Source organism: Vibrio amylolyticus, from assembly GCF_023145695.1.
GTDB classification, from domain to species: domain Bacteria; phylum Pseudomonadota; class Gammaproteobacteria; order Enterobacterales; family Vibrionaceae; genus Vibrio; species Vibrio amylolyticus.
In genome coordinates, this window is the sequence record NZ_JAJHVV010000001.1 from 544,069 (window position 1) to 559,041 (window position 14,973).

The window sequence follows — 14,973 nt, forward strand, 5'->3', positions numbered from 1 at the left end:
CAATAATGTGTATTTATACAGTGTTATTCAGCATCGTCTTGCTGATCTGCCATTGCTTCTTTGATGAGAGGCTGAAGCTCACCTTTTTGGAACATTTCTAAAATGATGTCACAGCCGCCGATCAGTTCACCTTGAACCCATAGTTGTGGGAACGTAGGCCACTGTGCGTAAGCCGGAAGCTCAGCTCGAATGTCTGGGTTTTGCAGAATATCTACATAAGCAAACTTCTCTCCACACGCCATCAATGCTTGTGATGCTTGAGAAGAAAAACCACAGCTAGGTAGCTTAGGAGAGCCTTTCATATATAGAAGGATTGTGTTTTCTGCGATTTGCTGTTTAATTTTATCGATAGTTTCCATTGCTTCCTCTGAATCGATGTCCTGCGTTTAGACGCTCATTCTAAACCATTACTAAAGAATAAAAAGCGGTTAAATAGTAAGGTTATTATTTTGTTCTCATTTTAACGTAAAAGTTGCAACAAAATCAGAGCGCCCCCTTTTAATAAAGTAAAAACTTGCTAAACTAGTTTGCAAGTCAGCAATGCCGACAAGAAAACAATAATATTGGAAGCAATTAAAGAGAGTTAACGCTCTCAACTAATCGGAGAATTAAGCAATGTCATTTGAATTACCAGCACTACCTTATGCAAAAGACGCACTAGAACCACATATCTCAGCTGAGACTTTAGATTTCCACCACGGTAAGCACCACAACACTTACGTTGTTAAGCTAAACGGTCTTATCCCTGGTACTGAGTTCGAAGGCAAAACACTAGAAGAGATCATTAAGACTTCAACTGGTGGCGTATTCAACAACGCTGCACAAATTTGGAACCACACTTTCTACTGGCACTGTCTTGCTCCTAAAGCAGGCGGCGAACCAACGGGTGCGGTAGCTGACGCAATCAACGCTGCATTTGGTTCTTTCGAAGAATTCAAAGCTAAGTTCACTGATTCAGCAATCAACAACTTTGGTTCTTCATGGACTTGGTTAGTGAAAAAAGCTGACGGCTCTCTAGACATCGTTAATACTTCTAACGCTGCGACGCCACTAACAGAAGAAGGTGTTACGCCACTTCTAACTGTTGACCTTTGGGAACATGCTTACTACATCGATTTCCGTAACGTTCGTCCTGATTACATGGGTGCGTTCTGGAATCTAGTAAACTGGGATTTTGTTGCACAAAACCTAGCTAAATAAAATCGAGTTCCCAACTCAATTTTGTCACTTTAAAGCCTGCACTTACTTTATATAAGAAGTGCAGGCTTTTTTATAATGAATAAACTTTAACCACTTAACCTCAAAATCCCTTTCCTTCGCTTTATTCATCTAAAGTTATCTAACTCCTTGCCGCTAAAAGTGAACTAAGCGGGGAGTAATATGCAAATTCATACGTTAGACAAAGCTGGTATTATTAACGAGCTACAATTTGGTGCGGGAATCAATCATGCCGTCCATGCTGGTCGACGTGCTGACTTTTCTCTTATCCTATCTATGTTCTCGGACGATGTTCGCGATAACACGCCTGTTGAAAAAATAGATGAGCCGGAAATTACCGATCAAACCCTTCGTAAACGATTTGAACTTCAGTCGCCGCAGCAACTTCGTTCTGATCAAAGCTCTTACGATATTTCAGCAGCACAAGCCCATGCTTTTCATCATGGCGGGATGGCCAGTGCAAAGCTCAATCATTACTTAGTTCCAGAGACATTGACCTACTTGCCAGAAGAGACTCATGATCTACCTGAAGAGGTGTATCACAACCTTTCTGGGCATTTACGACGGCAACTTATTGAAACTAAGCCAAAAAATTTACTACCTGCTGATCTATACAATCAGCTTGTTGTTGCCCAGCGTAGCTTCCAGATCAGCGCGCAAGCTTAGATCCCTTATCTCACTATTAAGACCCATTCGACAAATGAATGGGTTTATGTGACCTCAGACTAACTTTCGTAATAATTGTCCTTCATCCACAGCTTATTTGACGTTATTCACACCTAAGCCACAGTTAATGTACCATGCTATGTGGACAAAAAATCCCACCAATAAATAAAGAAAGGGGTACTGTCATCAATGGATATTAAAAGTGCTGTCATATTAATTACATCTGCCGGATCGTTGTTAGGGGGAACACTGGCAACCCACTTTGCATCGCTCGGTGCAAAGCTAGTGATATGCGATCAAGATATTGAACTACTCAATGATACCTACCATCGATGTAGCATTATTTCAGATGATGTACACTACTTTAAAGTTGACGACTATTCTCTTGATTCGATTCATCAGCTTTTTGATTTTGTGGATGAGAAGTTTCAACGTTCACCGGATGTACTGGTCAATAACTGGCCCAACGCACCTCTTCCCGGTCTTATCAGTGACCAATCTGCAGAACAGTTTTCAGATAAATTAACATCGCTAGCTTCGACCTTGTTCGGCTTTGGTCAAGCAAGCGCGGAAAGAATGTGCTTAGAAAAGAAAGAAGGTGTCATCGTTAATGTCATATCGGTCGATAACACGAACGACTTTGAAGGTTTTGAAAACGCCTCTTCTATTGTGACTGGGTTTACTCAAAGCTGGGCAAAAGAGTTAACCCCTTTTAATATTCGAGTTGGGGGCGTTGTTCCTGCATTAAGCCGCTCATCAAGAAAAAGCGATTACCACTGGCATCAAGTCAGAGACGAGCTAATAAGAAATACCGAATATATTGTCGCCAACGACTATTTTAGTGGCCGCATCATGGCAGCAGAGGCTTCGTAATCAGTAGCCTCAAGAACCCTGCAGCTGACGTAAAATTTGTTCGGCTGCTTCTTCAATGAGATCAAGTACTAACTCAAACCCTTTATCCCCACCATAGTATGGGTCAGGAATCTCATCGTAATCAGAATCTGAGTAGCTTAAAAATAGTGACAGTTTATGCTGATGCTCCTTGGGACATATATCATAAAGATCGGCCAAATTGGCCTTATCAGCTGCTAAAATCAGATCAAAATCTATGAAATCACTATTTACGACCTTTCTCGATTGAATGCCCTTAAAGCTATAACCTCGTTGCTTACCTACCATTTTTGAGCGTGAGTCTGGCTCATTTCCTTGGTGATAACCTATCGTTCCCGCAGAGTCGATATCAACATCCAAACCAAGCTCATTTGCTTTTGCTCGTAACACCGCCTCTCCAGTAGGCGAGCGACATATATTGCCCATGCATACAACGAGGATCGATGGAGTTTTGTTTCTGTTCGTCATGCCAATTCCATTTGTCATAAATTTATAAAGTGTTGAACTCTGCGTATTTTACAAGTACTTCTCAATTGGAAATAACTGTAAAAATCGTGAGTTGAAACGCTCCCAACGGCCAGTTTCTGGCTCGGTTTCCCAAACTTTATCCCCTGAATACCAACGAGGGTCACCCTCTTCTAGACCCAAACGCCAGCTGTTCTCTTCATTCATTGCTTGGGTTATATCGTTTGCTAACTCTTCAGCAATCGCCAAATCTTCTACTATCAGTAGCGATTCAGTGTTGAGATAAGTAGAACGTAGGTTGAAGTTAAATGAACCAATCACAGCGACTTTTTTGTCAAACACAGCGCTCTTAGTATGAAGGCCGTAAGGTGTGATTGGAGCGCATTTAGAAGCATCTCTTGTTGAACTCTCGCACAAAGCAGTGTCTGGTTTTAGCTCAAACAGTTGCAAGCCATTTTCAAGCATATCTTGTCGCCTACCGGCGTAGCCAGAATGATTGGTGATAAGGTCATTTGAAACCATAGAGTTTGTCAGTGCTTTAATCTCAATACCGCTGTTTGTTTGCTGCTTAATCCCTTCCAACTGACGATCATCAAATATTAGATAGGCTGACTCTAGCGTTACCGACGACTTGGCCTGATTCACCAACTGGCTCAAAGTCACAGCAGTCTCTTTTGGAATAGAAGTATCGTCAGCATCTTCAGGGACAGGTTGATCAGATATGAAGCTTGCTTGAACCCATGTCATCTGAGGCATTAAAGCCTGCAAAAAGTGATAAGCAGCTTCATTATCTTCAGGTAGATTAGGATAGCCATGATAGTGTGGACGGGCTATTTTATCGATATCTGATAAATCGAGTGTCTGCTCCCCCCCTAACAATTCAACAGGGTAAGACCAGCGGCTATCCCAGTAACTTATAAAGCTCGATTGAATTTCACCGACGACTTCTCCCATCACCATGGCGTCTCGGTCACGGAAGTTAATTTCATCAGAAAGGTCAAAATACTCATCACCAATATTACGACCACCAACGACGGATACCACGCCATCAACGGTGAATGTCTTATTGTGCATTCGACGGTTTAGGCGAGAAAAGTCACCCAGCACTCTTAACCACTTGGAGACACCTTTACGAGTAGGTATAGGGTTGAATATTCTGATCTCGATATTAGAGTGGGCATTAAGACTGGTTAATAGATCTTCTCGCTCATCAAGATTTATATCATCAAGCATAACGCGAACTTTAACACCGCGATTTGCCGCCTCAATAATACGGCTAGCTAAGTAGCGGCCAGAGTCATCTGAGTTCCAAATGTAATACTGGATATCTATGCTCTGCTCTGCCATTTCAATCAGCGCTAACCGTTGAGATAACGCTTCCCAACCGCTATTTTGAAGCAAAACAGCACTGTTCTCGCTTTCTGTTTGTCCGCTTTTTTGACCGTCACGCAACTCAGAGAGCGAACTCGTCGAATATGCCACTTTACTTTCAGGTGAGTGCTCAAACTCTTCAGGTAGCGAAGAACAGCCTGAAAGTAATACAGAAATAAGTAACACCTTCGAGGATATAGAGAGATTAGTGAATCGAATGCGCGATAGCATTGAGATAGTGTCCTTTTTGTGTGATTAACCTAGGCTTTGATTTGCAGCTGTCGATATAGATAAAAAACTCTAATAAATTGTACCGTATTAGCTGATTCTATCCTAACAAGAACCGAGCTAACGCCCTAAAATAAGACGCTCTACCAAATAAGATGAAAACTCAGGGTTGTACGTGTTCTACTTCTTACTATTTCCTTAATTTTCAGTGGTGTTTGCATCCGATAAACTCAGTTATGATAGGAATAACTATAGAGATAAGGGACTAGTAATGACAAGTGATATTGACAAAGAGTCACGGCATAAGGCTCGCCAGCAGAAAGTAAAAGAGAAAGTAGATGAAAGAGTCGCTGCGGCTCAAGAAGAGAAAGGCTTGCTTCTTATCATTACCGGTAATGGAAAAGGTAAATCCACATCAGGTTTTGGGACGGTTGCTCGCGCAGTTGGTCATGGGCTTAATTGTTCAGTTGCTCAATTTATTAAGGGCACCTGGGACAACGGTGAAAAGAACCTGCTTGAAAAGCTTGGGGTTGAGTTTCAAGTGATGGCGACAGGGTTTACCTGGGAAACGCAAGATAAAACAGCCGATACACTCGCTGCGCAAAAAGTGTGGCAGGAATGTAAACGCATGCTGCAGGATGAGTCTATCGATGTTGTACTTTTTGATGAACTGACCTACATGGTGAGCTATGGGTATATTGAACTCGATGAAGTGGTTGAAGCATTGAATAACCGCCCGAAAATGCAGTCGGTCATTATCACAGGGCGCGGTGCACACCGTACTTTGATAGAGATGGCTGACACTGTATCTGAAGTTAAGAACGTCAAGCACGCCTTTGAATCTGGCGTTAAAGCACTTAAAGGTGTTGACTGGTAACGAAGCCGACGCAACCGTGACTCAAAGTAATTGGTTATCAAAATCATAGCGCAGAGGGGGGGATTTATGCCCCCTTCTTTTTGTCTAAGAAGACTTCCATCTCTTCCACTTCTCACCGTCGTTTACTAACCAGCCCAACTCAGCAGAAAATTTGATCGTTAGACTCTCTGTTTACGTATGCTTATACAATGAATATAGAAAACCTAACGTAAGTCTTTGCATTCTAAGGCGGAATTTACAATATGCGACTAAAAAACAAGCTGACGTACACCCAAGATAGCAACGGCCAAAATTTACGGCCAGAGGAAGTGGCTAAGTTTGATGAACTCGCCCACGAGTGGAGAAATCCGAAAGGGAAGTTTGCATCTGTCCTCGCCTTCAACCAGGTCAGATTACAATACATTACCACTGAAATTACCCACCAGTATGGCAGTAAGAAAATCCGCATATTAGACGTGGGTTGCGGTGCTGGATTATTGACTCAGCCACTTGCAGAAGCTGGCCATGAAGTTTTAGGGATCGACGCCAGCCAAGTTAATATTTCAGTCGCAAACCATCATGGAAAACATCTACCAAATTTACACTACCGCCATGCATTAAGTGATGCTTTAGTAGCAGATACGAGAAACAATCTGCTTACTGCATTCGATTTAGTAATTAACACCGAAGTGCTTGAGCATGTACCGAATCCCAGGCTGCTTCTCGAAGAATGCTGTGCTCTGGTTGCCCCTCTTGGAATCTTGATTATCGCTACCCTTAATAGAACTTGGCAAAGCTACCTAATTGGTATCATTGGTGCAGAGTATATTCTTCGAGCCTTACCTGTCGGCACTCATAGTTGGAAAAGTTTTGTTACTCCTAGTGAAGTTGAGCAAGCTATTTGCCCCTTAGGTTTCAAAGTAAACCAAATCGAGGGGATGCGTTACAACCCACTAACTCAGCAATGGAAATTCGCTCGCTCCTACGATGTAAATTACTTACTAAGCGCAGTTAGGAAAAGTTGAATAGGTTACTCATTCAGTGTCTGCGTAAATAATCATGAACCATCATAAAGGTTACAACATGTATAACAATATCTCGATTATTGGTAGTACTGGAACGATTGGCAGCGCCTTAACTCATCAACTTGCCCAGCTATACCCTTCTTCACACATCAGTGCGTTTTCACGTAAAAATCTGGACGGCGATAATCAGAATCATCCTAAACACTCTAATGTCAGGCCATACAACATAGAATATGTTGAAGAAAGCATTAAGGAAGCGGCTTACATCGCTTCTCATGAAAATAAGCTTGATTTAATCGTCGTCACCACAGGAGTTTTACATAGCGAAGGCATTAAGCCAGAAAAGTCGCTAAAAGATTTATCAGCCGCCAATCTACAACATATTTACGAAGCAAACACTATCCTTCCCACGCTAATCGCTAAACATTTCATCCCGTGCTTAAATAGAAATAGACGTAGCTGTTTTGCTGTATTGTCCGCTCGCGTTGGAAGTATTTCAGATAACCACTCTGGTGGGTGGTATTCGTATCGCGCATCAAAAGCCGCATTAAATATGATCATAAAAACGGCATCGATAGAAACAAGACGAACCCATCCAGAGTCAGTCATTGTTGGTCTACATCCGGGGACTGTTGATAGCCAACTCTCTAAACCCTTTCAGCGTAATGTCCCAAAAGACAAGCTGTTTACTGCGCAACACTCCGCTCGCTGTTTAATTAATGTACTCAATACTCTATCACCCAATCAAAGTGGCAAAATAATAGCTTGGGATGGCAAAGAGATAACACCTTAAATTTCCCTAAACACAAGACGGCAAAGGTTTTATGCTCACTATTTTTGTCAGCATTGGCAGTAACATTAATAATAAAAAGCTTAACTAAACAACCCTTTCAAAGCCCCTAGAATGGCGTCTTTGGTTTTCTCGTCACCAATTTTATCAAGTTTATTCAAACTAAGGTCAATCTCTTTCTTAGCCTTCTGCTTCAATACATAATCGAAAATTAATGTACATCAAGGATATGAAACTAATACTTACAAACTTCCCCGCAATCTCTTCCTCAATCGACTGATTGTCAGGGATGTAACTGGTATAACTAATTACATCTCATAGCAAAAAGCATATACCGAAAGGATTTCAAGTTAATCACTGTGATTTCATTCCCTCAATTATCTCAAAATTTAAAAACCCCAATCTGGATATACAGCATTGATCAAGGTTACGTAATCTGGGCGAATGACTCAGCATTAGACGTATGGGAGTCAGACAGTCTCGAAGAATTAAGGTCCAGAGATCTTAAAAAGGAAATGTCAGAAGTTGTTGCTACAACGTTATTATATTATCGCTCTGTGTTCGAAAAAGGAGAAGCAATCCAAACGTGGTGGCACCTATCTCCGAAAAACAAAGTGAAGAAAATATTGTTCCACTTCTCGGGTATTGATCTAGAAAATGGAGAAAAAGCGATGCTAGCGGAAGTACTCGCTTTTAGTGAACATTCCAACAATGCGGTTTTATTTGATTCCAATGGTGATATGTGAACAACTGAAGTTCCTCTCTCCAAATTCACAGAATAACGTTTTGTACCAAGACTAGATCAATCCAAGCACATATAAACTAAGGGCCACAATATGCGGCCCTTAGTTATTCTTTACCGTTTATAGGAAGTGATTAGTTAAACAACCCTTTTAATGCGCCACGGATAGCATCTTTGGTTTTCTCGTCACCAATTTTGTCACCGTATTTTTCTTCCAGCTTATTAAGACCACGATCGATCTCTTTCTCTGCTTTCTGTTTTAATACATCATCAAAAATCAACGAAAACTGAGGCTGTGTCCATGCACCATGAATACGGATAGGAATCGTCACGTCTTTAAGCTCATCAATGTCCTTACCGCCCTGCCCTTTTAAAGAACCTACGACAGAGGTACTGATCGTCATATCAACGGTTTCATTAATGTAGTTAGCTTTACCTTCCCCTCTCACTCTCAACAAAGGAGATTGAGCAGTCAGGTTGTTCGTCGTAACCACGCCTTTATTCAGTTTCAGCGTCGCTTTCATTGCACTAAAGTCGGTTTTCTGAGGTTCATCATGATCATCAATTTTTCCACCCGTAAAGCGAGCGTAGTTATCACGAATCACCTGAGCAACGTTAATACCATTCACCGCACCGTCTTCGAAGTTGATATCAACGGTACCTACTAGGTTTTTCTTAATACCTGTTGGTGTTAAGCTTTTACCTTTAACATCCACGTTAATATTACCTGTTCCCTCAAGCATCTCATTATCAGCGACATCTTTGAGCAATGGTAAAACCTGTACGCCTTTAATACGTTTCTTAGCCGTGTAACTTGCTGGCGTTTTACGTGCATCAAGTTTTGCGCTGGCTTTGATAGAACCCTTGTAGAGTTTAGAGCTGAATGACGTAAGCTCAGCCACACCACGATTCACCGAGAAATTCGCAGTCACATCTTGCATCTTCGCGTTACTCGCCTTGAACTTATCAATCACTATTGTGCCTTTCACATCTAAGGTTTTTAGTGCTGATAAATCAGGTTCAACTTCGGTTGTATTACTTGATGCAGATTTCGTTGGTGACGTTTTAGCGGCTTTATTATCACCACTACTTGATGGCGTTCCTTCACTTGAAGTGCTTGTCTTTGATGCCGGCTCAGTTTGAGCTAACCCTAAAAACTCATCCAAATCGATATTTGGGCTATGGAGGTTAAAGCGAACCTTAGGGATTTCAAGAAGCGTTACATTCGCTTCTCCATCGAGTTCAATGGCATTTGCTGTCAGTTTTTCAAGAATGAATTGCAGATGGCTCTTGTTTAAATCAAAACTCAAATCAGACGCCATATCTACTTTCATTGGGCTTTGTGGTAAAGCGTCACCTTTGAAAGTGGCATCCAGTGTTAGTTTCTTCAGCAGAACCTTCGAAACAGCGCTGTCAACGGCTAGCTGCCCTGCTCCTTTCATATCAAGGTCCAACCCTGCAGCATTACCCAAAATCGCATACGTTAGGTTATTTACTTTGTCGAATTCAAACGTATCCAAACCAATTTTGGCGGACTCGATGGTGTTAGCTGGGTCGTTAAAACTTGCATCAAGAGCTATATTTTTCAAAGCGTAACGAGAGAAGTCAGACGCTAAATTAAACTCCGCTTGCCCTTTCGCGGCAAACTCTTGCTGATTATTTTGGCCTTTCGCTGCAAATGTGGCTGTCGTCCAGTTATCAAATTCGAATTGAGATAATCCAAGAGCAACATCGTAAAGTTTGGTAAACGAACCTGTTTGGTGGTCTTGAATTTCAAGCACCGCATTTGAAACCGTAACACCCGCTAAATTGATGCTCCACTGCGAAGACGCTGAAGAGCTCGCTGCTGACGAATCTGCTTGTGTTTGCTCAGATGACGTTACCTCTGTTGCAGCTTGATCTGCTTGAGATGACGTCAAGGCATCAATATTACGTTCGCCAGTTTTTAGTGTCTCAAGGTAAAATTCAGCTCCATCTAGCGTGACGTTTCCGATTTCCAATTTCTGGTCAAACAGCGGCATCACCGAAACATCAACACCAATAGAGCTCACTTTAAAAAGATTCGGCTGACTAAACCCTTGAGGGTTCTTTAATGCTGTTCTTCCTAGCTCAAAACCAATCGAAGGAAAAAACTGCCAACTAATATCCCCATCAATAACAAGTTCAAGCCCCGTATGTTGTTTAGCTTGCTCTACGATTAAAGGCTTAAATTGATTAGGGTTAACGAGAAAAACCAGAGCGGCGATCGCTATAAAAATAACGGACAACGGGATGGCAATGAACAGAAACAGTTTTTTCATTAGCTTTTTCCTTGCTGGAAGTAATTCCTTTCAATCATTGTATAGGAATTAGAAAAAAGAAAGTGGCACTTAAAGTGCCACTTCTCTTAACAAAAATAAAGACTCAATTGCGCTTTGAATTTGAGATTTAACCTAATCCAAACATGCAATAGCATCAAAAGGTTAGATTACTCAGCGGCAATTTACGCTTTAAGTAATTTAGCGATATGCGCTTTTAAAACATCGATAGCGATTCGGTTCTTACCACCACGAGGGACAATAATGTCGGCATACTGCTTCGAAGGCTCAATGAACTGCATAAACATTGGGCGTACTGTCTCTTGGTACTGAGCCAACACTGACTCCATAGTACGGCCACGCTCTTCCACATCACGTTTAACTCGACGAAGTAAGCAGATGTCTAGCGGAGTGTCCATAAAGACCGTTGCATGCATTAAATCACGCAAACGTGGATCAGTTAGAAGTAAGATACCTTCTAAAATGATCACTTTCTTTGGTGTCAGAGTAGTCGTATTCTCCATACGAGTATGCTCAGAATAACTGTACTCAGGGACTTCTACTGCGTCGCCTTTCAGTAATTGCTCAAGGTGCTGACAAAGCAAGTCATGGTCTAGCGCTTTAGGGTGATCGTAATTCGTTTTTACACGCTCTTCCATACTCAGGTGGGTTTGGTCGTTGTAGTAACAATCTTCTGTGATGACACCAATTTGATCAAAACCTACTTTTGCACACAGCTCTTTATAGACAGTACTTGCGATAAGACTCTTACCAGAAGCCGATGCGCCAGCAATTCCGATGATGACACATTGATTATTCTCAGACATTTTTACACCCAGTGATGATTTGGAGGAACAGATAAACGGCCCGATTATAGGCAGTTCATTCTATAGATTCTAGTCGTCTGCTGAGTTTTATGTCAGCTTTTACGTAAATAGAATAACAAACCATCATGCAATCGATTACCAAGAATAAAAAGCCTTAAATATCTTAACGACTAGTCGGCTACTTGCTGGAAAGCGATAGCATCTGGCTTCACTTTTCCCTGCCAATATAAGCAACTGCACACTCTTTCAGCTAAGGCCAGATAGCGCTGCGTATGCTCACAAAGCGACGTTTCGTTTGATGGCGAGACGACGGTAGGAACGCCTTTATCGATATCTTCTCGCACTTTAATATGCAATGGAATCTGCGCTAATAGTGACAGGCCATACTCGACTGATAAGCTTTGCGCACCACCCGCACCAAAGATATGCTCTTTTTCACCACAATGACTGCAGATGTGATAGCTCATATTTTCAACTAATCCAATTACGGGCACATCAACTTTGTTGAACATGGCTGCGCCCTTACGAGCATCCGCTAAAGCAAGATCTTGTGGCGTAGTGACAATTACAGCACCTGTCACCGGAATTTGTTGAGATAACGTCAACTGAATATCCCCCGTTCCCGGTGGCATGTCGATAATCAAATAATCAAGTTCAGGCCACTCTGTCTCATTCACCAATTGCGCTAACGCTTTTGAGGCCATTGGCCCACGCCATATCGCGGCTTCTGATTTATCCACCAGATAACCAATAGAATGTGTATGAATGCCATGCGCTTCTATCGGTTGCATCCACTTGTTGTCTCGAACTTCTGGTTTTGCGTCTTCTTGCCCGAGCATCATTGGCACTGACGGACCATAAATATCGGCATCAAGTAGCCCGACTTTCGCCCCAGACTTTGCAATCGCTAATGCTAAATTCACCGAAGTCGTTGATTTACCGACGCCCCCTTTAGCAGAAGTAACCGCAATCACATTTTTTACGCCCTTAATTGGCGTTGGTACGGGTGTTTCTAGGGTTTTAACACGGCTTAATATTGAATATTCAAATGACCCAACATGTTGAGCCTGCTGAGACGCGTCGATCCAATCACGTAGAGAATCGATAAGTTCGTTGGCTGCAAATGGAATCGAGATCTGAAAAACGCCTGTTGGTAAAATAGTAACGATACCCACTTGGCTGGCCCAACCATCGATGAGATTTTGATGGCTAAATTCATTGAGCCACTGACAAAACTCCGCTTTAGACTGAAACTGACGCATAACATCTCCTTTTTTAGCAATCCTAACACTGGAAAGGGCACGACTGAACCCTAAAAAAACTGCGGGAATAGCCCGTACCACACCTTGGAGTTAATCGCCGCATGCGGTAGTATTAGCCATCATTTTTATACCTATCAAGAAGCGAAATATTAAGTATGGCGACTGATTCAAGGAAACTGCTTGTAACTTGTGCCCTTCCGTACGCTAACGGTTCAATCCACTTAGGTCATATGCTTGAGCATATCCAAGCGGATATCTGGGTTCGTTACCAGCGTCTACGTGGCAACACTGTAAACTTCATCTGTGCAGACGATGCACACGGCACGCCTATAATGCTGAAAGCTCAGCAAATGGGCATTACCCCAGAAGAGATGATTGCAGCAGTGAGCGAAGAGCACCAAAAAGACTTCGCCGGTTTTGATATCAGCTTTGACAACTACCACAGCACACACTCTGAAGAGAACCGTGAGCTCGCTTCTCATATCTACCTTGAGTTGAAAAAGAATGGCTTTATTTCTAGCCGCACTATCTCTCAATTGTTTGATCCAGAAAAAGAGATGTTCTTACCAGACCGCTTCGTAAAAGGTACTTGCCCTAAATGTAAGTCAGAAGACCAGTACGGTGATAACTGTGATAACTGTGGTGAGACATACAGCCCAACTGAGCTAATCAATCCTAAGTCTGCAGTGTCTGGTGCTACTCCAGTAATGAAAGATTCTGAGCACTTCTTCTTCGATCTGCCTCAATTCGAAAGCATGCTGAAAGAGTGGACACGTTCTGGTTCACTGCAATCTGAAACCGCGAACAAGATGCAAGAGTGGTTTGAGTCTGGTCTTCAGCAGTGGGATATCTCACGTGACGCGCCTTACTTTGGTTTCGAAATCCCAGGCGAAAAAGACAAGTTCTTCTACGTATGGCTAGATGCCCCAATCGGCTACATGGGTTCATTCAAAAACCTATGTGACAAGCGCGATGACCTAGATTTCGATGAGTACTGGAATAAAGACAGCTCAACAGAGCTTTACCACTTCATCGGTAAAGACATTGTTTACTTCCACAGCCTATTCTGGCCTGCAATGCTTGAAGGCTCTGGTTTCCGTAAGCCAAACAACGTATTCGTACACGGCTACGTAACGGTTAACGGCGCGAAGATGTCCAAGTCTAAAGGCACCTTCATCAAAGCAAGTACATACCTAAACCACTTAGACCCTGAGTGTTTACGTTACTACTACGCGGCGAAACTAAACAGCCGTATCGATGACCTTGACCTTAACCTTGAAGACTTCACTCAACGTGTAAATGCTGACGTAGTAAACAAGATTGTAAACCTGGCATCTCGTAACGCTGGCTTCATCACTAAGCGTTTCGAAGGTAAGCTTTCTGCTGAATTTGCTGAACCTGAGCTTTACAACGAATTCGTAGCAGCGGCTGAGCGTATCGGTCAGCTATACGAAACTCGTGAATTTAGCCGCGCTATTCGTGAAATTACTGCATTAGCTGATAAAGCGAACCAGTACATTGATGAAAAAGCACCTTGGGTTCTTGCCAAAGAAGAAGGCAAAGAAGCTGAGCTTCAACAAGTATCTTCTGTAGGTATTAACCTGTTCCGCGTTCTAATGGCTTACCTAAAACCTGTAATGCCTGAACTTGCAGCTCGCACTGAAGCATTCTTAAACGAAGAGCTAACGTGGGAAGCGATTGCTACACCGCTAACTGATCACGAGATCACTAAGTTCAAAGCGCTATTTAGTCGTATTGATCCTAAGAAAGTGGAAGCAATGGTTGAGTCTTCAAAAGAAGATGCAGCAGCAGAAATGGCAGCCAAAGAGAAAGCAGAAGCTGAGAAAGAAAAAGCGAGCAAAACAGAGCTAGAGAAAGAGCCAATCGCCGATGAGATTGAGTTCGATGCGTTTGCTGCTGTCGATATGCGTATTGCTCGTATCATCTCTTGTGAAGAAGTGCCAAAAGCGAACAAACTACTGAAATTCCAATTGGATATCGGCGGTGAAACGCGTCAGGTATTCTCTGGGATTAAATCAGCGTACAAACCTGAAGAGCTAGAAGGTAAGCTAACCGTTATGGTCGCAAACCTGAAACCTCGTAAGATGAAGTTTGGTATGTCTGAAGGCATGATCTTAGCAGCAGGCCCTGGTGGCAGCGATCTTTGGATCCTTGAGCCACACGAAGGTGCTCAACCTGGTATGCGCGTGATGTAATACTCACTACTCGCTTCCAATACAGAAGCAAAAGTAGAAAATAGAAGTCCCCGTTATGGCTAACTTATTAGCATCGAATAACGGGGATTTTTTTGTCGATAGAAATAACAACTGTAAAG

General features: G+C 42.4%; 14 protein-coding genes. 8 read left to right on the forward strand and 6 right to left on the reverse strand.

The window, feature by feature from the left end; translation table 11 throughout:
• Nucleotides 1-23: 23 nt before the first annotated feature.
• Nucleotides 24-359: a Grx4 family monothiol glutaredoxin gene (locus KP803_RS02425; protein WP_248007231.1), complete on the reverse strand. Its 336-nt coding sequence runs from the start codon at nt 357-359 to the stop codon at nt 24-26.
• A 256-nt stretch (nt 360-615) separates the two neighbouring features.
• Here KP803_RS02425 and sodB point away from each other — a divergent pair, with 256 nt between their 5' ends.
• The 3 genes from sodB (at nt 616) to KP803_RS02440 (ending at nt 2,757) form a co-directional block, all read left to right on the forward strand.
• A complete protein-coding gene (gene sodB, locus KP803_RS02430; RefSeq protein ID WP_248007232.1) occupies nt 616-1,200 on the forward strand; it encodes a superoxide dismutase [Fe] in 585 nt (194 codons plus the stop codon).
• 180 nt (nt 1,201-1,380) lie between these two features.
• Entirely contained in the window at nt 1,381-1,884 is a 504-nt protein-coding gene (locus KP803_RS02435; protein WP_248007233.1) for a VC2046/SO_2500 family protein, read from the forward strand.
• 189 nt (nt 1,885-2,073) lie between these two features.
• Nucleotides 2,074-2,757, forward strand: a complete 684-nt coding sequence (locus KP803_RS02440; protein ID WP_248007234.1) for an SDR family oxidoreductase — start codon at nt 2,074-2,076, stop codon at nt 2,755-2,757.
• A gap of 9 nt (nt 2,758-2,766) precedes the next feature.
• On the opposite strand, the gene KP803_RS02445 is transcribed toward KP803_RS02440, so the two are convergent.
• Entirely contained in the window at nt 2,767-3,261 is a 495-nt protein-coding gene (locus tag KP803_RS02445; protein ID WP_427916914.1) for a low molecular weight protein-tyrosine-phosphatase, read from the reverse strand.
• A 30-nt stretch (nt 3,262-3,291) separates the two neighbouring features.
• Nucleotides 3,292-4,842, reverse strand: a complete 1,551-nt coding sequence (locus KP803_RS02450; protein ID WP_248007236.1) for a phospholipase D family protein — start codon at nt 4,840-4,842, stop codon at nt 3,292-3,294.
• Between the two features lie 268 nt (nt 4,843-5,110).
• Between KP803_RS02450 and cobO the strand changes: the two genes are divergently transcribed.
• The 4 genes from cobO (at nt 5,111) to KP803_RS02470 (ending at nt 8,256) form a co-directional block, all read left to right on the forward strand.
• Nucleotides 5,111-5,716, forward strand: a complete 606-nt coding sequence (cobO, locus tag KP803_RS02455; RefSeq protein WP_248007237.1) for a cob(I)yrinic acid a,c-diamide adenosyltransferase — start codon at nt 5,111-5,113, stop codon at nt 5,714-5,716.
• A gap of 242 nt (nt 5,717-5,958) precedes the next feature.
• Entirely contained in the window at nt 5,959-6,720 is a 762-nt protein-coding gene (ubiG, locus tag KP803_RS02460) for a bifunctional 2-polyprenyl-6-hydroxyphenol methylase/3-demethylubiquinol 3-O-methyltransferase UbiG (protein WP_248007238.1), read from the forward strand.
• 58 nt (nt 6,721-6,778) lie between these two features.
• Nucleotides 6,779-7,513, forward strand: coding sequence for an SDR family NAD(P)-dependent oxidoreductase (locus tag KP803_RS02465; protein ID WP_248007239.1), 735 nt, complete (start codon nt 6,779-6,781; stop codon nt 7,511-7,513).
• Nucleotides 7,514-7,869: 356 nt separating this feature from the next.
• Complete coding sequence (locus KP803_RS02470) at nt 7,870-8,256, forward strand: hypothetical protein (RefSeq protein WP_248007240.1); 387 nt, start codon at nt 7,870-7,872, stop codon at nt 8,254-8,256.
• Between the two features lie 130 nt (nt 8,257-8,386).
• Here KP803_RS02470 and KP803_RS02475 read toward each other — a convergent pair whose 3' ends face one another.
• From KP803_RS02475 to apbC, 3 genes are all read right to left on the reverse strand, one after another.
• A complete protein-coding gene (locus KP803_RS02475) occupies nt 8,387-10,552 on the reverse strand; it encodes an AsmA family protein (RefSeq protein ID WP_248007241.1) in 2,166 nt (721 codons plus the stop codon).
• A 182-nt stretch (nt 10,553-10,734) separates the two neighbouring features.
• The gene (udk, locus tag KP803_RS02480; RefSeq protein ID WP_248007242.1) at nt 10,735-11,376 is read right to left on the reverse strand and encodes a uridine kinase; all 642 of its coding nucleotides are present in this window, start codon (nt 11,374-11,376) and stop codon (nt 10,735-10,737) included.
• Nucleotides 11,377-11,546: 170 nt separating this feature from the next.
• Entirely contained in the window at nt 11,547-12,638 is a 1,092-nt protein-coding gene (gene apbC / locus KP803_RS02485; RefSeq protein ID WP_248007243.1) for an iron-sulfur cluster carrier protein ApbC, read from the reverse strand.
• A 155-nt stretch (nt 12,639-12,793) separates the two neighbouring features.
• On the opposite strand from apbC, the gene metG reads away from it, so the two are divergent.
• The gene (gene metG / locus KP803_RS02490; RefSeq protein WP_248007244.1) at nt 12,794-14,854 is read left to right on the forward strand and encodes a methionine--tRNA ligase; all 2,061 of its coding nucleotides are present in this window, start codon (nt 12,794-12,796) and stop codon (nt 14,852-14,854) included.
• Nucleotides 14,855-14,973 lie beyond the last annotated feature (119 nt).